The sequence below is a fragment of the Paractinoplanes durhamensis genome, assembly GCF_016862175.1.
In the GTDB taxonomy this organism is placed as follows: Bacteria; Actinomycetota; Actinomycetes; order Mycobacteriales; family Micromonosporaceae; genus Actinoplanes; species Actinoplanes durhamensis.
Genome location: NZ_BOML01000033.1, coordinates 135,478 through 152,928, shown reverse-complemented (window position 1 = coordinate 152,928; position 17,451 = coordinate 135,478). Strand labels below are relative to the sequence as shown.

Genomic DNA, 17,451 nt, shown 5'->3' with positions numbered 1-17,451 from the left:
CGACTCACTGCGCAACGAGCGCTGACCGACATTCCGGTTCAACGCGGCGGATCGCGCCGGTCGCACACTCCGTTGATGATCCGCGAGCCGGAGGCCGACTGGTGGGCAGCGCAGGCCCGGGCGACCGTGACCGTCGCAGCGGTGCGCGAGGCCGATACCGGCTGGCACCCGGAGCAGGTGGTGGCCCGGCTGGCCGAGGTGGCCGCCGACGATGAGCTGCTGGTGGTCTACGGGTCGAACGGGCGCACGGTGCAGAACCCGATGGTGAGCGAGCTGCGCACCCTCCTGCCGCGGCGCGAGGTGGTGCCGATGCGGGTGCGGCACCGGCACGGTCACCTGCTGCGCGATGCGGCCACCGTCGAGCAACTGCTGGACGCGGGCAGGCTGCCGGTGGTGGTGACGCCGGTGGCGACGATGCACGACGTGACCGCCGAGATCGCCAGCTACCTGCGCGCCGACCGGGTGCTGCGGGTGCTGCGCACCGACGACGGCGCCGACCTCTACCAGGTGTGGCGGCGCGCTAGCTCAACCACTCGTACCAGCGGCTGAGGTTGTCACCGCGAGTCGCGGACACCGCGATCAGCTCGGCCTTCGGATTGACCGTGGCGACGTACTTACGGCAGGCGCCCAGATCGAAATCGACGTAGGGAAGCAGGTCCAGTTTGTTCACCAGGACCAGGTCGGCGGCCGCGAACATGTACGGGTATTTCAGCGGCTTGTCGGTTCCCTCGGTCACCGAGATGATCACGACCTTGCCCGCCTCACCCAGGTCGAACAGGGCCGGGCACACGAGGTTTCCCACGTTCTCCACGAACAGCAGCGAGCCTTCGACCGGCTGCAGCCGCTCGTACGCGTCGCGCAACATGGCCGCGTCGAGATGGCAGCCGGCCCCGGTGTTGACCTGCACGACCGGGGCGCCGGTGCGCTGGATCCGCTCGGCGTCGAGGAAGGTTTCCTGATCGCCCTCGATCACCGCGACGGTCGTCCCGGCGAGATCGACGATGGTCCGCTCCAACAGCGTCGTCTTGCCGGAACCGGGCGAGCTCATCAGGTTGATCGCCCGGATCCCGCGCGCCGCCAGCAGCGCCCGGTTTTCCTCGGCCAGCCGATCGTTGCGGGCCAGCACCTTCTGTTCGAGCGTTATCTCCTCATGCGGGTGGTCATGGCCGCATCCACACGTTCCGCACATCAGCCCACCTCCATCGAGACGACCAACAACTCCGGCCCGGCCGTGACGTCGATGTCGAGCACAGCCCCCTCGGCGGCCGTGCCCTCGCAGGCCAGATCGAAGCAGAACCGCATCGCATCGGGCACGACCGCGCTCAACGCTCCGATGCGGACGGTCACCCGGTGCACCGTCCGGCCGGCGGCGCGCTCGCACACCGCGTCGACGATGCTCTCCGCGATCGCAAGCTCGTGCATGGTCATGCCCCGGTCAGGTGGTGATCTACGGAACGCATTGACAGTGTTACACGCCGCAGGACTACTGTGTTACCTGCCTCACACGTCCGGGCCGAGGGGGCCCCATGTCAGACGATCCGCTCATCCATGTCCTCTGGATCAATGCGGGCCTGAGCTGCGACGGAGACTCGGTCGCGCTGACCGCTGCCACCCAGCCCAGCATCGAGGAGATCGCCCTCGGTGCGCTGCCCGGCCTGCCGCGTATCGCGATGCACTGGCCGCTGATCGACTTCGAGTGCGGGCCGACCGGCGGCGCCGACGATTTCCTGGAGTGGTTCTTCAAGGCCGACCGGGGCGAGCTGGAGCCGTTCGTGCTGGTGGTCGAGGGCTCGATCCCCAACGAGCTGCTGCACGACGACGGTTACTGGTCCGGTTTCGGCAACAATCCGGCTACCGGCCAGCCGATGACGACCAGCGAGTGGCTCGACCGGCTCGCCCCGAAGGCGACGGCCGTGGTCGCGGTCGGCACCTGCGCGACGTACGGCGGGATCCACGCGATGGCCGGCAACCCGACCGGCGCCATGGGCGTGCCCGACTATCTGGGCTGGGAGTGGAAGTCCAAGGCCGGCATCCCGATCGTCTGCGTGCCGGGCTGCCCGATCCAGCCGGACAACCTCTCCGAGACGCTGACCTACCTGCTCTACCAGGCCACCGGTCAGGCGCCGATGATCCCGCTCGACGACGCGCTGCGTCCGCAGTGGCTGTTCGGCATCACCGTGCACGAGGGCTGCGACCGGGCCGGCTACTACGAGCAGGCCGACTTCGCCACGGAATACGGCTCACCCAAGTGCATCGTGAAGCTGGGCTGCTGGGGCCCGGTGGTGAAGTGCAACGTGCCGAAGCGCGGCTGGCTCAACGGGGTCGGTGGCTGCCCGAACGTGGGCGGCATCTGCATCGGCTGCACGATGCCCGGCTTCCCGGACAAGTTCATGCCGTTCATGGACGAGCCGCCCGGTGGCCGGCTGTCGACCAGGGCGGTCGGCTGGTACGGCACGACGATCCGAAAGCTGCGCGAGATCACCACGCACACCCTCGACCAGGAACCGAAATGGCGCCGGCCGAGCAAGGAGCTGACCACAGGAGCGCACAAGACCTGGTGAGAGGGCGACGATGCCTGAGTTAGTTGAGATGGCCTGGGACCCGATCACAAGGATCGTCGGCAGCCTAGGGATCTACACCAAGATCGACTTTGCCAACAAGGTCGTGGCGGAATGCCACAGCACCAGCTCGATCTTCCGCGGCTACTCGGTCTTCATGAAGGGCAAGGACCCGCGGGACGCGCACTTCATCACCAGCCGGATCTGCGGCATCTGCGGCGACAACCACGCCACCTGTTCCTGCTACGCACAGAACATGGCCTACGGCGTGAAGCCCCCGCACCTCGGTGAATGGATCGTCAACCTGGGCGAGGCCGCCGAGTACATGTTCGACCACAACATCTTCCAGGAAAACCTGGTCGGCGTGGACTACTGCGAGAAGATGGTCGCCGAGACCAACCCCGGCGTGCTGGAGCGGGCCAACCGCACCGAGGCCCCGCACGGCGGCGACCATGGGTACCAGACCATCGGCGACATCATGCGCTCGCTCAACCCGTTCACCGGCGAGTTCTACCGCGAGGCGCTGCAGGTCAGCCGGATGACGCGGGAGATGTTCTGCCTGATGGAGGGCAGGCACGTGCACCCGTCGACGCTCTACCCGGGCGGGGTCGGCACGGTCGCCACCATCCAGCTGATGACCGACTACCTGACCCGGCTGATGCGCTACGTCGAGTTCATGAAGAAGGTCGTGCCGATGCACGACGACCTGTTCGACTTCTTCTACGAGGCGCTGCCCGGTTACGAGATGGTCGGCAACCGCCGGGTGCTGCTCGGCTGCTGGGGCTCCTTCCAGGACCCGGAGCACTGCAATTTCAAGTACGCGGACATGACCGACTGGGGTCGCAAGATGTATGTGACCCCGGGCATCGTCGTCGACGGCAACCTGATCACCACCGACCTCGTCGAGATCAACCTGGGCATCCGCATCCTGCTCGGCTCGTCCTACTACGAGGACTGGACCGACCAGGAGATGTTCGTGACGCGCGACCCGCTCGGCAATCCGGTCGACCGCCGGCACCCGTGGAACCAGCACACGAACCCGCGCCCGCAGAAGCGCGACCTCGACGGCAAGTACAGCTGGGTGATGTCGCCGCGCTGGTTCGACGGCACCGACTACCTGGCGCTGGACACCGGCGGCGGCCCGCTCGCCCGGCTGTGGACGACCGCGCTGGCCGGGCTCGTCGACATCGGCTACGTCCAGGCCACCGGCAGCAGTGTCAAGATCAACCTGCCGAAGACGGCCCTGAAACCGCCGGTCGAGCTGGAGTGGAAGATCCCGCGCTGGAGCAACACCATCGAGCGAAACCGGGCAAGGACCTACTTCCAGGCGTACGCGGCCGGGTGTGCTCTGCATTTCGCGGAGAAAGCGCTCGCCGAGATCCGGGCCGGGCGCACCAAGACGTGGGAGCCGTTCGAGGTGCCCGACGAGGGCATCGGCTGCGGCTTCACCGAGGCGGTCCGCGGCGTCCTGTCGCACCACATGGTCATCCGGGACGGGAAGATCGCGAACTACCACCCGTACCCGCCGACCCCGTGGAACGCGAACCCGCGGGACAGCTACGGCACTCCGGGTCCCTACGAGGACGCCGTGCAGGGTCAGCCGATCTTCGAGGAGAACGACCGGGACAACTTCAAAGGCATCGACATCATGCGTACGGTGCGGAGCTTCGACCCGTGCCTGCCGTGCGGCGTCCATATGTATCTCGGTGGTGGCAAGAAACTGGAGCTGCTGCACTCGCCGACCCAGTCGGCCGGAGCTTGACCATGACCTGGCGGGAGTCCGCCGCCCGGGTCGACGCTCTCCTCGGCAACGGCGCCGACGAGAACGTCGTCCGCGAGGTGGCCAACCTCTACGGCGCCGGCCTCGAACGGCTGCTCGAACTGCTGCACGAGCGGGGCGCGCTGACCGACGAGGTGCTCGATGCGATGGCCGCCGACGACCTGGTTGGCGGCCTGCTGCTGGTGCACGGCCTGCACCCGTGGGACGCGGCCACCCGGATCACCCGCGCGCTGGCCGGCTCCGGCGTCCACCTGATCGAGGTGACCGACGACGGGGTCTGCCGGCTCAGCGGCCCCGGCTTCGAAGATCGGGTCACCGCGGTCGCCCCCGAGGTCACCCGGGTCGAGGTGCGGACGGTCATCCCGGTGGCGTCCCTGTTCAGCCGGCCGGCCCCATGACCGACTCGCCCCTGGAGACCCTCCGCCGGATCGCCCAGCGCCCGCGGCCGCCGGCGGTGGAACGCTGCGACCTGTGCGCCGCCGAGGTCGGCCCGGCCCACTCGCACCTGGTCGACCTGCAGTCCCGGCAGTTGGCCTGCGCCTGCCGCCCCTGCTACCTGCTCTTCACTGACGACCGCGCGCACCTGCGCTATCGGGCCGTCCCCGACCGCTACCTCGCCTTCGGCGGGCCGGTCCTCGAGGAGCGCGAGTGGTACGAGCTGCAGATCCCGGTCGGGCTGGCCTTCCTGTTCCACAACTCGGCCCAGGACCGGATGGTGGTCCTCTACCCCGGCCCGGCCGGGGCCACCGAGTCCGAACTCGACCTGCCCGCGGTCACCCATCCGGCGCTGGCCATGCTTCGGCCCGACGTCGAGGCGCTGCTCCTGCGGCGCGGCCTGGACGGCTATCTCGTGCCGATCGACGCCTGCTACGAGCTGGTCGGCCGGCTGCGTACGCTCTGGCGCGGCTTCGACGGCGGCCAGGAGGCGCACGCGGCGATCGCCGCGTTCTTCGACGAGATCCGGAAGCGGGCCACGTGAGCGCGTACACCTTCACCGTGCTGGACGTGACCGCCGAGCCGTACGCGGTCGCGCCGCAGCTCACCGCGCGGCTGCGGATCACCACGACCGGGCCGCGGGTGCACGCGATCGCGCTGCGCAGTCAGGTGCGCATCGACCCGCAGCGGCGCCGCTACACCGGCGCCGAGGAGAACAGCCTGCGCGGCCTCTTCGGCGAGCGGGCCCGCTGGGGCGACACCCTCAAGTCGTTCCTGTGGATGCAGGCCAACACGACCGTGCAGGGTTTCACCGGCGACACCGAGACCGATCTGGCGCTGCCCTGCACCTACGACCTCGAGGTGATCGGCTCCCGCTACCTTCATGCGCTCGACGCCGGCGACGTGCCGCTCAACCTGCTCTTCTCCGGCACGATCTTCACCCGCGGCGAGTCCGGTTTCGAGGTGGAGCAGGTGCCGTGGGCGTGCGAGGCGCGCTGGTCACTTCCGGTCTCGGTGTGGCGCGACATGATCGACTCATACTTCCCGAACACCGGCTTCCTGCGGATCGACGCCGACCTGCTCAAGGAGCTGGCCGCGTTCCGGGCCCGGCACGATCTGATCAGCTGGGACGAGACGGTGCAGCGGCTCCTGGAGGGCCGCTCATGAGTGTCGAGGCGGCCCGGGCGGTCGCGGACGCGGTGCTCTACGAGGGATACCTTCTCTATCCCTATCGCGCGAGCGCGGCCAAGAACCGGTCGCGGTGGCAGTTCGGCGTGCTCGGCCCGCCGGCGGCGGCCTCGACGGCCTTCGCGGAGGGGCCGGCCATGGCGATGACGTGTCTGCTTTCCCCTTGCGTACGCCCATCAAGCGTGACCCTGCACCTGCGTTTCCTGCACCTCCAGGCCCGTTCGGTAGGCGACGCCGCGGGGGTGCCGGTCGCCTCGCTGGATTTCGCCGGCGAGACGTTCCTGAGCTGGGACGAGGCCGTGGAGCTTTCGTTTACCTTCGCGCGGATTCCGTTGACCGGGGCGTCGTCGTTCCCGGTGGCCGTGCCCGCGGCCACCTCGGTGGAGGCTGTCGGTGACGTCGGCCGCATCGTTCGGCGGCGATGGCCGTTGACCGCGCGGGTCGGGACGGCCGTCGTCGCGGACGGTGACCTGCTACGGCTCACCGTCACGGTCCGCAACGAGCACCCGGCGCCGGTCGCCGACAAGGACGAGGCGATCCGGCATTCGCTGCTCGGTGCCCACCTGCTGATCGAGGCGCACGACGCGGTGTTCCTGTCCATGCAGGACCCGCCGCCGCACGCCGCCGCGGCCGCCGCCCGCTGCCATCAGGAGCGCTGCTGGCCGGTGCTGGCCGGCTCGGATACGGTGCTGCTCGGCGCGCCGATCATCCTCTACGACCACCCGGCGGTGGCCGCGCAGAGCCCCGGCGAGCTCTTCGACGCCACCGAGATCGACGAGATCCTGACGCTGCGGGTGATGACGATGACCGACGCGGAGAAGGCCGAGGCCCGCGCCACCGACCCGCGCGCCGCCGCCATCGTCGACCGGTGCGACGCCATCACCCCCGGTGACCTGGAGCGCCTGCACGGCGGCCGGATCGACTCCGACCCCTGGTGGGATGCCGCCGTCTCGCCCGGCCCCACCTCGGTGCTGGTCGACGGCGTCGAGGTGGGCAAGGGCAGCGTGGTGCGGCTGCACCCGCGCCGGCGCGCCGATGCGCAGGATCTGTTCTTCGCCGGGCAGCTCGCGCGGGTCACCGCCGTGCTGTCCGACGTGGACGGCGGCACCCACGTGGCCGTCGTCCTGGTCGACGACCCCGCGGCCGACCTGCACGACTGGTACGGCCGCTACCTCTACTTCGCCCCCGACGAGCTCGCCCTCGTCCTTGGAGAGGAGACCTCATGCTGAAGTTCATCGGCGCCGTCACCACGATCGCCGGCGCGGCGCTGGCCGCCTTCGCGGCCGTCCTGGTGGTCGAGTCGATACCCGACATCCAGCGCTACTTCAAGATCCGCTCGATGTGAACGTCCTGGTAGCCGGCATCGGCAACCTCTTCCTGGGCGACGACGGTTTCGGCCCCGAGGTGGTCCGCCGGCTGATCGCCGAGGGCCCGCCGGCCGAGGGCGTGCGGATCGTCGACTACGGCATCCGCGGCGTGCACCTGGCCTACGACCTGCTCGACGGCGTAGACCTGTTCGTGCTGGTCGACGCCCTGCCCGGCGAGGAGACCCCGGGCGAGCTGGTGGTCCTGGAGGTCGGCCCCGGCGACTTCACCCCGGCCGAGTTCGACGCCCACGCCATGACGCCGGGCGCGGTCCTGGGCGTCCTGACCCGGATCGGCGGCACCCTGCCCCCGACCTACGTGGTCGGTTGCCGGGTCGACGTCCTGGACGAGGCGGTCGGCCTGACCCCACGGGTGGAGGCCGCCGTGCCCCGGGCCATGGCCGAGATCCGAGCCCTGATCGCCCGGGCCCAGGTCTCGCCGGCCCCGGTCGGGGGGTCCTGACATGTGTCTGGGCATTCCGGGTCAGGTGGTGGAGATCGTCGACGGGTTCGCCGGGCAGCTGGCACTCGTCGACGTCGCGGGCGCCCGCCGCCGGGTCAACATCGGCATGCTCGACGACCCGCCCGAACCCGGCGCGTGGGTGCTGATCCACATGGGCTTCGCGGTCGAAGTCATCGACGGCGCGGAGGCGGCGCGGGCGATGGCCGGCCTGGAGCTGATGGGCCAGGCCCGGCGGCTGCGGCGCCGCTACACCGTCTCCGGTCTGGTGCAGGGGGTCGGTTTCCGGCCGTTCGCCTACGCGACGGCCGCCGCGCTCACCCTGTCCGGCTCGGTGGCGAACACCCCCGACGGGGTGGTGATCGAGGTGGAGGGCGACGCCGACGCGGTCCTCGAATACGGCCATCGCCTGCGCACCGACGCCCCGCCGCTGGCGATGGTCATGGACGTCGCCGACGAGGACCTGCCGCTGCAGGGCGGCACCGGCTTCACGATCGCCTCCTCGAAGGGCGACGGCCCGCCGCACACCCTGGCCTCCCCCGACGTGACCGTGTGCGACGACTGCCTGAGCGAGCTGCGCGACCCGGCCGATCGCCGCTACCGCCATCCGTTCATCACCTGCACCAACTGCGGCCCGCGCTTCACCATCATCACGGCCCTCCCCTACGACCGGGCGTCCACGACGATGGCCGGCTTCCCGATGTGCCCGGCCTGTCGCGCCGAATACGAGGACCCGGCCGACCGCCGCTTCCACGCCCAGCCGATCGCCTGCCCGTCCTGCGGCCCACGGTTGGAACTGGTGGACGCCGACGGATCCTCGCTGTCCGACGACCCGATTTCGGACACGCGGCGACGACTCGCGGCCGGCCAGATCGTGGCGATCAAAGGGCTGGGCGGCTACCACCTGGCGTGCGATGCCCGAAACGCCGACGCCGTCGCCGAACTGCGCCGACGCAAGCAACGCGGCGGAAAGCCCTTCGCCGTGATGGTGGCCGACCTGGACACCGCGCGCGAGCTGGTCACGTTCCCGGACGGCGCGGAAGATCTGCTGACCGACCCGCGACACCCGATCGTGCTGCTCCCCCGCCTGCTTCCCGCCGAGCTCGCGACTTCGGTTGCGCCGGACAATCCGGACCTGGGGCTGATGCTGCCGTACACGCCGTTGCATGTGTTGCTCTTTGGGCTTCCGGGGGATTCGGGTGGGCCGGATGCGCTGGTCATGACGTCGGGGAATCTCTCCGGGGAGCCGATCGTGATCGACGATGCGGAGGCGCTGCGGCTGCTCGGGGCGCTCGCCGACGCGTGGCTCCGGCATGACCGCGGGATCCGGGTGCCGTGCGACGACTCGGTCAGCCGGGTGGTCGGCGGGGTCGAGCTGCCGGTGCGGCGGTCGCGTGGGTACGCGCCGATGCCGATCGCATTGCCGTTCGAGGTGCCGCCGATGCTGGCCGCGGGGGGCGATCTCAAGAGCACCTGCGCGGTCGCGGCCGGGCGTTACGCCTGGCTCAGCCAGCACATCGGCGACATGGACGACCTTCGCACCATCGACGCGCTGAGCAGCACGTCGCGGCACCTGGAGGAGCTGACCGGGGTGCGGCCGGAGGTCGTCGTCGCCGACCTGCATCCGGGTTATCGCTCCAGCGAGTGGGCCAAGCGCTACGCCGGCGAGCGGCCGGTCCGGCGGGTGCAGCATCACCACGCGCACGTCGCGGCGGTGATGGCCGAGCACGGGCTCGGGGTGGACGAGCGGGTCATCGGCATCGCGTTCGACGGCACCGGGTACGGCACCGACGGCGCGGTGTGGGGCGGCGAGATGCTGATCGCCGACTACAAGTCGTTCCGGCGGGCGGCCCGGCTCGGCTACGTTCCGCTGGCCGGGGGCGACGCGAGCGTGCTCCGCCCGTACCGGATGGCGCTCTCTCATCTGTTCGCCGCCGGCGTGCCCTGGCATCCGGACCTGCCGGCCGTCGTGGCGTGTCCGCCCGCCGAACGTGACCTGCTCGCCCGGCAGTTCGGCAGCGGAACCGGATGCGTGCCGACCTCCAGCATGGGCCGGCTGTTCGACGCGGTGGCCGCCCTCGCGGGCGTGCGGCAGACCGTCGAGTACGAGGCGGAGGCGGCCATCGTGCTCGAAGGGCTGGCTCGATCCGCGCACACCGGGCAGGACCACCCGTACACCTTCGAATTGTGCCCGAGCCCGGACGGCCCGGACGTCGCCGACGGCGGCCCGGTGATTCGCCAGGTCGCGCGGGATGTGCTCGCCGGTGTGCCGGCGGCGATCATCGCCGCCCGGTTCCATGCCGGGGTGGCCGCGCTGATCGGGATGCTGGCCGAACACGGCCGGGACGAGACCGGCCTCGACGTCATCGCGCTCGGCGGCGGCGTGTTCCAGAACGCCCTGCTGCTCGAAACCGTGGTCGATGACCTGGGTAGACGCGGCTTCACGGTGCTGCGACCCCGGCTGCTGCCGCCGAACGACGGCGGCCTCGCGCTGGGCCAGCTCGTGATCGCCGCGGCTGGTTGATCTTCTGGAAGGAGGGACGCGCATGTGCCTGGCGGTTCCCGGACGCATTGTGCAGATCGGCGAGGCCGACGGCATACCGATGGCCGAGGTCGATTTCGGCGGCGTCCGGAAAAGCGTGTGCCTGCAGTACGTACCGGAGGCGGCGGTGGGCGAATACGTCGTGGTCCACGTCGGATTCGCCATTCAGCTGCTCGACGAGAAGTCCGCGCAGGAGACCCTGGCGAACTTCGCGAAGATGGGCATTATCGAGGAGGAGTTCGGTGAAGTACCTCGATGAATTCGGCAACCCCGACCTGGCGCATCGGCTGGTCGAGCAGATCCATGCGGTGACCACCCGGCCGTGGGCGATGATGGAGGTCTGCGGTGGGCAGACCCATTCGATAATCCGGCACGGCATCGACCAGTTGCTGCCGTCCGGCGTCGAGATGATTCACGGGCCGGGCTGCCCGGTCTGTGTGACGCCGCTGGAGATGATCGACAAGGCGCTCGCCATCGCCGCCCACCCCGGCGTCATCTTCTGCTCGTTCGGCGACATGCTGCGTGTGCCCGGCAGCAGCCGCGACCTGTTCACGGTGAAGAGTGCCGGCGCCGACGTCCGGGTCGTCTACTCGCCGCTCGACGCCCTGAAGATCGCCCGGGAAAACCCCGATCGGCAGGTGGTCTTCTTCGGGATCGGCTTCGAGACGACGGCTCCGGCCAATGCGATGACCGTTTATCAGGCCCGCCGCCTGGGCGTTCCCAACTTCTCACTGCTCGTCTCGCATGTGCTGGTCCCGCCGGCGATCGCCGCCATCATGGAATCGCCGCGCTGCCGGGTGCAGGCGTTCCTGGCCGCCGGGCATGTGTGCAGCGTGATGGGCACCGGCGAATACCCGCCGCTGGCCGAGAAATACCGGGTGCCGATCGTGGTGACCGGTTTCGAGCCGCTCGACATCCTGGAAGGGATCCGGCAGACGATCGTGCAGCTCGAAGCGGGCGAGCACGTGGTGCAGAACGCCTATCCACGGGCCGTGCGGGACGAGGGGAACCCGGCCGCGATGGCGATGCTGCGGGACGTCTTCGAGGTGACCGACCGGACCTGGCGCGGCATCGGGATGATTCCCGCCAGCGGATGGCGGTTGTCCGCGAAATACCGGGAGTTCGACGCCGAACAACGGTTCGACGTCGACGACGTGCGCGCCGCGGAATCGCCGCTGTGCCGCTCCGGCGAAGTGCTGCAGGGTCTGCTGAAACCGCATCAGTGCGCGGCCTTCGGCAAGCAGTGCACGCCGCGCAATCCGCTCGGGGCGACGATGGTCTCGTCCGAGGGCGCGTGCGCCGCCTACTACGCCTATCGGCGGCTCGAGCTGGTGCAGCTATGACCGCGGAGCTCGATTTCGAAAGCTGGACCTGCCCGCTTCCGCTGCGCGACACGCCCGCGGTCGTGATGGGACACGGCGGCGGCGGGGCGATGTCGGCGGAGTTGGTCGAGCATCTGTTCCGGCCCGCCTACGGGCCGGCCGGGGAAGGCCCGCTCGGGGACAGCGCGGTCGTGCCGGTGGGCGCGGAGCGGATCGCGTTTTCCACCGACTCGTACGTGGTCAAGCCGATGTTCTTTCCCGGCGGGTCGATCGGGGACCTCGCCGTCAACGGCACGGTCAACGATCTCGCGATGTCGGGGGCCACGCCGCTCTACCTGTCGGTCGCCTTCATCCTGCAGGAAGGCACCCTGCTGGCCGAGGTCGCGCGGATCGCGGCCGCGGTCGGGGCGGCCGCCCACGCGGCCGGGGTTCGCCTGGTCACCGGGGACACCAAGGTCGTCGACAACGGCAGCGGCGACGGGGTCTACCTGAACACGGCCGGGGTCGGGATGGTCGCGCCCGGCCTGGAGATCGGCGCGCATCGGGCCGCCGTCGGGGACGCCGTGCTGATCAGCGGGGACATCGGCGTGCACGGGGTGGCGGTGATGAGCGTGCGCAAGGGCATCGAGTTCGACACCACGGTGGTCAGCGACTCGGCGCCGCTGCACGGCCTGGTCGCGGCCATGCTGGCGACCGGGGTCGACGTGCATACGCTGCGCGATCCGACCCGGGGCGGGGTGGCCGCCTCGCTCAACGAGATCGCCCGGACCGCCTCGGTCGGGATCTCGCTGACCGAGCGGGCGCTGCCGATCCCGGCCGCCGTCGCCGACGCGTGCAGCCTCCTCGGCCTCGACCCGTTGCAGGTCGCCAACGAGGGCAAGCTGCTGGCGTTCGTGCCGTCCGCCGACGCCGACGTGGTGCTCGCGGCCATGCGGGCGCATCCGCTCGGATCCGGGGCGCGGCAGATCGGCACCTGCGTAGCGTCGCATCCGGGGATGGTGGTGGCGCAGACCGCGCTCGGCGGGACCCGGGTGGTCAACATGCCCATCGGCGAACAGCTCCCCCGGATCTGCTGACATGTCGGATCTGGGGGCGCTGCTCTTCGCGCGGTATGCGTACCCGCCGAATGAACTTGGTTATTGCGGGCCGGACGGGGCCGCCCTGCTGCTGCGGGCCGACCTGCCCGGGGAGATCGCGCGGCGGGCTCGGGGCTTCGAGGGCGCGTGGGCCTACCTCTGTTTCCTCGCCCGCACCACCGGGGTGTCCGACCCGCTCGACCCGGCCATCGTCTCCGCCTACTGGGTCGGCGATGCGCTGCCCGACCGGCAGTTCCCCGATCTGCTGCCGTTTCTCCGGTCGCATTTTCTCAGCCAGCGCGGCGGCACGTGGCAATCGGCGGACGGGCGGGCGGTGCCGCACCACAGCTTCCACGTCTTCGAGGTCTATCCGTGGACGGAGCTGCTGCGGCGCACCGAGAACCCGGCCGCGGTCACCGTGCTGGACCGCTGCCGCATCCGGACCGGAACGGTGGTGAGCGTGGCCGCCGAGACCGCCACCGTGACCAGCCGCCCGCTGACCTGGGACGGCGCCACGCTGGCTGCCGGCCCGCCGGCCGAGGAGCAGGTGACCTGGTCATCGGGCGGCCGATCGCTGCTGAAGGGGGTGGCCCCCGGCGACCGGGTGGCCCTGCACTGGGACTGGCTCTGCGACCGAATCACCGAAAACCAGGCCGCCCGGATCGAGACCTTGGAGGCCCGGCAGCTCAGCGCGTTGTTCCCGAAAACTGTCGTACCCCCCGTCTAGCGTCGATGCCATGACCACGCTGGAAAACCGCCCGAACAGCGCCTTGCTGGTGATCGACGTGCAGAACGACGTGGTGGCCGGCGCCCACGACCGCGACCGCATCGTCGCCAACATCGCCGACCTGGTCGACCTGGCCCGCAACGCCGGCGTCGACGTCATCTGGGTCCAGCACAGCAGCGACGACATGCCCATCGACTCAGACGGCTGGCAATATGTGGCCGAGCTGAAGCGCTCCGAGTCCGAGCCGGTGGTGCACAAGCGCTGGCCCGACTCCTTCGAAGACACCACCCTCGAACAGCTGCTGGCCGCCCGCGAGACCGGCCACCTATACATCTCCGGCGCCCAGACCGACGAGTGCATCCGCTCCACGTTGCACGGAGCAATCACCCGGGGTTACGACGCCACGTTGATCGCCGACGCCCACACAACAGAGGACCTGTCGGCCTACGGAGCCCCCACCCCCGACAAGGTGATCACCCACACCAACCTGTATTGGAAGTACCACCGAGCCCCAGGCCGCAAGGGCGACGCGGTGCCCATCGCCGAGGTGAAGTTCCGCGACTGACACCTCGCGCGATCTCAGGGCGTGCCCGCGGCGCACGCCCTGAGATCGAGGTCAGAGGTGGTCGGGCAACACGAGGGACGGATATGTCCGCCCGAGGTTGTCGAGCACGGAACGGATGCTGCGTGGTGCCGTGCCCGCGCTGTCCGCGAAGATCCGGCGAAGCTGGTCGTAGGCGACCGGCGCGCGGGCGACGAGTTCGTCGATGTGCTCGATGATCCACTTGATGAGCGGGTGGTCCAGATTCCACACGCCGGACTCGTGCCGGATGAGATGCGGCCGATCGGGGCACGGCAGGAAGGTCTGCGGCGGAAACAGGTCGACCCTCGGCGAGGGCAGCGGCAGCGCCCCGTCGAGGACAACCGGACCGTATCGGTAGGGCCGCCCGGAGTATCGCTCCGGATCGGCCGGCAGATTCCTCGGTTCGAGCTGGGCCAGGTTGAGCCGGCGATGCGCGAGGGCCAGGCGCAGGAAGTCGATGAAGACGAAGGCCGATCCATGCTCGGCCTGCCACGACTGATAGCGATAAAGCGGTCGCAGGTCGAACGCGCGGCCGGCGTGCCCGGCCCGAATCGCCTCGACACTCCGCAGGCCTTGGAGTGTCTCGATCACTTCCTCGTTGTCCCAAAGCCCCGCGGCCACGAACTCGTCATCGAGCGCCGCCGCGGAGAAGTGCGCATGGGGTGGCACGTGGATCAGGGTGGTCCGTTCGAGGGCCGCGGCTCTACCGCTGAACGGAGTGCCCGGCCAGGCGGCCGTGGCCCGGCGCGCCGCCAGCTGCAGCGCGGAGTGCACGGAGAACGGGATGCCGCGAACCTGGTCGCGGGCCACCGAAACGTCCGGCCGTAGCGAGTCGGCCAGCGCGACCATCCCCCAGGCGACGACGGACAGGTCCCGCAACTTGACCGGTACCGCGATGCCGTTATGGCCGAGCCAGCCGTGCTCGCGCACGATGGCAAGCACTTCGGGCTGGATCGGCAGGGCACGCCACGGCACTCGGAACTGGCTCACCAGCGAGTACTCAGCGGTCCCGGTGCTGTCGGCGTGGGTCCGGTACTGCAGGAGGATCCTTCGTAGCAGGAAATCGACGGTCGGCGGGTGGTCGTCAGTCGGTCCTTCCGCTTCGTCGAAGACGGACGGCCCGCTCTTCGCCAGGATGACGACCGCCTGCCGCACCGCGGTCACGTCGAGCCGGCGGTTCAGCCGGAACTCGAGGCCGTACTCAGTTCGCCATTCGCAGGTCGCGCTCCAGGAGACGACGCTGTTCCGTAACGCCGCGCGAGCCTCGCGGAGGCCGTCGTGGTCGCCGACGAGTTTGCAACCGGCGAACGGATCCCGCAGCGCCTGGCGCAGTCTCGGGGTGCTGTCCGGGTCCGCATTGGTCAGCACTCTGCACACCAGCAGTTGCCCTCGGAGCTGTGGTGTCGGGGAGTGCGCGGTGAGATCCAACGGCAGGATGGCGATCTTCAGCGGCCCGGCGTACGGCATGCTGCCGGCGACCTCGAACCGCGGACCGGCCGGCACATCGACGATCTGCGGTTCCGGGAACCACGGGCGGTCGACCAGGTCGTTGGTCACCGTCCCGACCTCGACGTCGTTGAAGGTGACCGGCACCGGAGGACAGAAGAGATAACGATCGAGCGCCGTCTCGACCGTGTCCGTGGTGAGGTGGGCGCGTAGTGGGTCGACGCGCAGGGCCAGGCTCGTGCCCGGCAACGTGCGGTAGGTCTCGCCGGTGTAGTCCCGGGCCGGCATGGGATCGACCGGGTCGGGGTTCTCGCGGAGGACGAAGAAGTCCTCGTCCCGGCGCAACGACAGCCTCAGCGCCGTCGCTTCCGTACCGTCTGCGTACCGGCGGCGCGTGCTCACCTCGACGCGGTCGGCGACCAGGAAACAGGACAGCACACCGATGCCGAACCGGCTGATAGGGGTGAAGGCGGACTCAGCGATGCCCTGGCGGGTGAGTTCGGCCCGCAGCGTCGCGGACCGGTAATACGACTTCCCGACCCGCAGGAAGTAGTCGACCAGCGCGTGCTCGTCCATGCCGATGCCTTGATCATCGACGCGGATCCACAGGTAGCCGATCTCGTCCGGCCAGCAGGACACCACCACCGCATCCGTGGTGTCCTCCCCGTCGAAGAGCCGGCGGAGCCGGGTGGCATCGAAAGCGTTCTGCAGCAGCTCGCGAATGAAGACGTACTGATCGTCGTAGAGCTGCTCGCCGGTGAAGAGCTCCAGCATCGCGGACCGGTCGAGCTCGAAGCGGAACTCTCCGTACTTGTAGCCGTCGGATGTCAGGTGATCGAGCGAGATCTTGCCGGGCAGCTCGATGTCCTGTGCCGTGCGCTGGAACTGGTGCTGCAGTGCGAGGCACTGCAGCAGTTCGCCCTCGACATCCGCCAGGTACCGACGTAGGTCGTGCTCGGCCGCCGGGTGGGTCGGCGCGGCCAGTCGGGACACGGTGTAACCGGGCGTGCGCTGGACGGGGAAGACCCAGCGTCCCATGTGCAGCTGTCCGTTCCACGCCTTCAGGCCGTCGACGGACAGGCCCAGGTGCCGGCGGACCTCGGCCGGGTGCCGGGCGTCGCTCATGTCCATGAACTCGGCGATGCGCAGGATCACGGCGCAGAACCGCAGGTCCGCGTCCAGGCCGAGCACCGGGTCGAAGCGCGCTCCGCGCAGGTCGTGCGCGGGGCGCGTCAGACTCTCGCACAGTGCCACCACCGCGCCGCGGAGCGGAACGCCCTGCCAGGTCGGCCGGAACACCTGCGGCCGGAGGCTGTCGGCCTCCGTGCCGGCCGGGCGATGGTGGTGCGCGGCGAGGAGCAGCAGGGCGGCATCGGCGCCGCCGATCTGCGCGAGGGCGGGGCCGAGGAGGTCGGTCACCAGCGTGAGGAGCCGCTCGGCATGCTCAGGGTCGACGCCGCCGCGCCGCGCCGCCGCCAAGATGTCCGCGCCGTCAGGGAAACCCTCGACGATCTCGGCGATCGACGCTTGGCTACCGGGCCCGGGTGTCCTCGGGGACTCACCGGCAGCTGTCGGGCGCGAGGCGAGTACCGGCCCGGCCGGCTGAAAGAGTGCGGTGGCCGGCTGGTAAACGACCTCTACCGATTCGGACGGCCGGGAAACCGTAACGGTCCGGCGGCGGGTCTCCTTGGCCGATCTGATGGCCGCTTCGGCAAGCTTCGCCGCCTTCTCGGCATCCTCCGGGCTGCCGCCCATCGCCAGCACCAACTGCCTCGCCTGGCCTGCGTTGGACGGGAGGGCGGATCCATTGAGGATGTCGCTGACGCGCCCCTTCGACGAAGCGCTCAGTTGCAGGCGCGTTGCCAGCTCGCGGTACGACCGGGACGAGTCGCGACGCACCGCTTGCAGGTGCCGGACGAGACGGTCACGGTCGGCTGCAGCCCTCTCGAACGACGACACGTCTATCGCAC

General features: G+C 69.8%; 18 protein-coding genes. 15 read left to right on the top strand and 3 right to left on the bottom strand.

All coding sequences use genetic code 11. The features are described 5' to 3' along the window. Positions 1 to 75 precede the first annotated feature (75 nt). Positions 76 to 549: a hypothetical protein gene (locus Adu01nite_RS20260; protein WP_203728465.1), complete on the top strand. Its 474-nt coding sequence runs from the start codon at positions 76 to 78 to the stop codon at positions 547 to 549. Here the strand turns inward: Adu01nite_RS20260 and hypB are convergent. Continuing rightward, the gene (gene hypB, locus Adu01nite_RS20255; protein WP_203728464.1) at positions 521 to 1,189 is read right to left on the bottom strand and encodes a hydrogenase nickel incorporation protein HypB; all 669 of its coding nucleotides are present in this window, start codon (positions 1,187 to 1,189) and stop codon (positions 521 to 523) included. The genes Adu01nite_RS20260 and hypB overlap by 29 nt on opposite strands. Next, complete coding sequence (locus tag Adu01nite_RS20250; protein ID WP_203728463.1) at positions 1,189 to 1,422, bottom strand: hydrogenase maturation nickel metallochaperone HypA/HybF; 234 nt, start codon at positions 1,420 to 1,422, stop codon at positions 1,189 to 1,191. The genes hypB and Adu01nite_RS20250 overlap by 1 nt, the downstream gene beginning before the upstream one ends. Before the next feature lie 104 nt (positions 1,423 to 1,526). Between Adu01nite_RS20250 and Adu01nite_RS20245 the strand changes: the two genes are divergently transcribed. From Adu01nite_RS20245 to Adu01nite_RS20185, 14 genes are read left to right on the top strand one after another with little or no spacing between them, the layout of a single operon-like run. Beyond that, positions 1,527 to 2,561 (top strand): NADH-quinone oxidoreductase subunit B family protein, encoded by a 1,035-nt coding sequence (locus Adu01nite_RS20245; protein WP_203728462.1) that lies wholly within the window; start codon positions 1,527 to 1,529, stop codon positions 2,559 to 2,561. Between the two features lie 10 nt (positions 2,562 to 2,571). Continuing rightward, positions 2,572 to 4,320, top strand: coding sequence for a nickel-dependent hydrogenase large subunit (locus Adu01nite_RS20240; RefSeq protein ID WP_203728461.1), 1,749 nt, complete (start codon positions 2,572 to 2,574; stop codon positions 4,318 to 4,320). A gap of 2 nt (positions 4,321 to 4,322) precedes the next feature. Then, the gene (locus Adu01nite_RS20235; RefSeq protein ID WP_203728460.1) at positions 4,323 to 4,736 is read left to right on the top strand and encodes a NifU-related iron-sulfur-binding protein; all 414 of its coding nucleotides are present in this window, start codon (positions 4,323 to 4,325) and stop codon (positions 4,734 to 4,736) included. After that, positions 4,733 to 5,317 (top strand): DUF5947 family protein, encoded by a 585-nt coding sequence (locus Adu01nite_RS20230; RefSeq protein ID WP_203728459.1) that lies wholly within the window; start codon positions 4,733 to 4,735, stop codon positions 5,315 to 5,317. The genes Adu01nite_RS20235 and Adu01nite_RS20230 overlap by 4 nt, the downstream gene beginning before the upstream one ends. Continuing rightward, positions 5,314 to 5,940, top strand: a complete 627-nt coding sequence (locus Adu01nite_RS20225; protein ID WP_203728458.1) for a DUF6084 family protein — start codon at positions 5,314 to 5,316, stop codon at positions 5,938 to 5,940. The genes Adu01nite_RS20230 and Adu01nite_RS20225 overlap by 4 nt, the downstream gene beginning before the upstream one ends. Continuing rightward, positions 5,937 to 7,190, top strand: a complete 1,254-nt coding sequence (locus Adu01nite_RS20220; protein ID WP_203728457.1) for a hypothetical protein — start codon at positions 5,937 to 5,939, stop codon at positions 7,188 to 7,190. The genes Adu01nite_RS20225 and Adu01nite_RS20220 overlap by 4 nt, the downstream gene beginning before the upstream one ends. Then, positions 7,184 to 7,306 carry a DUF6893 family small protein gene (locus Adu01nite_RS48515; protein ID WP_275414677.1) on the top strand — a complete coding sequence of 41 codons (123 nt, stop codon included), beginning with the start codon at positions 7,184 to 7,186 and terminating at the stop codon, positions 7,304 to 7,306. Before Adu01nite_RS20220 ends, Adu01nite_RS48515 begins: the two co-directional genes overlap by 7 nt. Further along, positions 7,303 to 7,788: a hydrogenase maturation protease gene (locus Adu01nite_RS20215; protein WP_203728456.1), complete on the top strand. Its 486-nt coding sequence runs from the start codon at positions 7,303 to 7,305 to the stop codon at positions 7,786 to 7,788. The genes Adu01nite_RS48515 and Adu01nite_RS20215 overlap by 4 nt, the downstream gene beginning before the upstream one ends. 1 nt (position 7,789) lies before the next feature. Beyond that, entirely contained in the window at positions 7,790 to 10,309 is a 2,520-nt protein-coding gene (hypF, locus tag Adu01nite_RS20210; RefSeq protein ID WP_203728455.1) for a carbamoyltransferase HypF, read from the top strand. A 22-nt stretch (positions 10,310 to 10,331) separates the two neighbouring features. Beyond that, entirely contained in the window at positions 10,332 to 10,586 is a 255-nt protein-coding gene (locus Adu01nite_RS20205; RefSeq protein ID WP_203728454.1) for a HypC/HybG/HupF family hydrogenase formation chaperone, read from the top strand. Next, positions 10,570 to 11,670: a hydrogenase formation protein HypD gene (gene hypD / locus Adu01nite_RS20200; protein WP_203728453.1), complete on the top strand. Its 1,101-nt coding sequence runs from the start codon at positions 10,570 to 10,572 to the stop codon at positions 11,668 to 11,670. Before Adu01nite_RS20205 ends, hypD begins: the two co-directional genes overlap by 17 nt. After that, complete coding sequence (gene hypE, locus Adu01nite_RS20195; protein ID WP_203728452.1) at positions 11,667 to 12,725, top strand: hydrogenase expression/formation protein HypE; 1,059 nt, start codon at positions 11,667 to 11,669, stop codon at positions 12,723 to 12,725. The genes hypD and hypE overlap by 4 nt, the downstream gene beginning before the upstream one ends. A 1-nt stretch (position 12,726) precedes the next feature. Continuing rightward, positions 12,727 to 13,452 (top strand): DUF6390 family protein, encoded by a 726-nt coding sequence (locus tag Adu01nite_RS20190; protein WP_203728451.1) that lies wholly within the window; start codon positions 12,727 to 12,729, stop codon positions 13,450 to 13,452. 10 nt (positions 13,453 to 13,462) lie between these two features. Then, on the top strand, positions 13,463 to 14,017 hold the full coding sequence (locus Adu01nite_RS20185; protein ID WP_203728450.1) for an isochorismatase family protein: 555 nt from the start codon (positions 13,463 to 13,465) through the stop codon (positions 14,015 to 14,017). Between the two features lie 51 nt (positions 14,018 to 14,068). Here Adu01nite_RS20185 and Adu01nite_RS20180 read toward each other — a convergent pair whose 3' ends face one another. Next, positions 14,069 to 17,440 (bottom strand): HD domain-containing protein, encoded by a 3,372-nt coding sequence (locus Adu01nite_RS20180; RefSeq protein WP_203728449.1) that lies wholly within the window; start codon positions 17,438 to 17,440, stop codon positions 14,069 to 14,071. Between the last annotated feature and the right edge of the window lie 11 nt (positions 17,441 to 17,451).

Coding starts and splice junctions, on each gene's coding strand:
- hypB (WP_203728464.1), bottom strand. CDS start 1,189: ATGTGCGGAACGTGTGGATGCGGCCATGACCACCCGCATGAGGAGATA.
- hypE (WP_203728452.1), top strand. CDS start 11,667: ATGACCGCGGAGCTCGATTTCGAAAGCTGGACCTGCCCGCTTCCGCTG.
- Adu01nite_RS20235 (WP_203728460.1), top strand. CDS start 4,323: ATGACCTGGCGGGAGTCCGCCGCCCGGGTCGACGCTCTCCTCGGCAAC.
- Adu01nite_RS20230 (WP_203728459.1), top strand. CDS start 4,733: ATGACCGACTCGCCCCTGGAGACCCTCCGCCGGATCGCCCAGCGCCCG.
- hypF (WP_203728455.1), top strand. CDS start 7,790: ATGTGTCTGGGCATTCCGGGTCAGGTGGTGGAGATCGTCGACGGGTTC.
- Adu01nite_RS48515 (WP_275414677.1), top strand. CDS start 7,184: ATGCTGAAGTTCATCGGCGCCGTCACCACGATCGCCGGCGCGGCGCTG.
- Adu01nite_RS20205 (WP_203728454.1), top strand. CDS start 10,332: ATGTGCCTGGCGGTTCCCGGACGCATTGTGCAGATCGGCGAGGCCGAC.
- Adu01nite_RS20260 (WP_203728465.1), top strand. CDS start 76: ATGATCCGCGAGCCGGAGGCCGACTGGTGGGCAGCGCAGGCCCGGGCG.
- Adu01nite_RS20190 (WP_203728451.1), top strand. CDS start 12,727: ATGTCGGATCTGGGGGCGCTGCTCTTCGCGCGGTATGCGTACCCGCCG.
- Adu01nite_RS20250 (WP_203728463.1), bottom strand. CDS start 1,422: ATGCACGAGCTTGCGATCGCGGAGAGCATCGTCGACGCGGTGTGCGAG.
- Adu01nite_RS20185 (WP_203728450.1), top strand. CDS start 13,463: ATGACCACGCTGGAAAACCGCCCGAACAGCGCCTTGCTGGTGATCGAC.
- Adu01nite_RS20220 (WP_203728457.1), top strand. CDS start 5,937: ATGAGTGTCGAGGCGGCCCGGGCGGTCGCGGACGCGGTGCTCTACGAG.
- Adu01nite_RS20240 (WP_203728461.1), top strand. CDS start 2,572: ATGCCTGAGTTAGTTGAGATGGCCTGGGACCCGATCACAAGGATCGTC.
- Adu01nite_RS20245 (WP_203728462.1), top strand. CDS start 1,527: ATGTCAGACGATCCGCTCATCCATGTCCTCTGGATCAATGCGGGCCTG.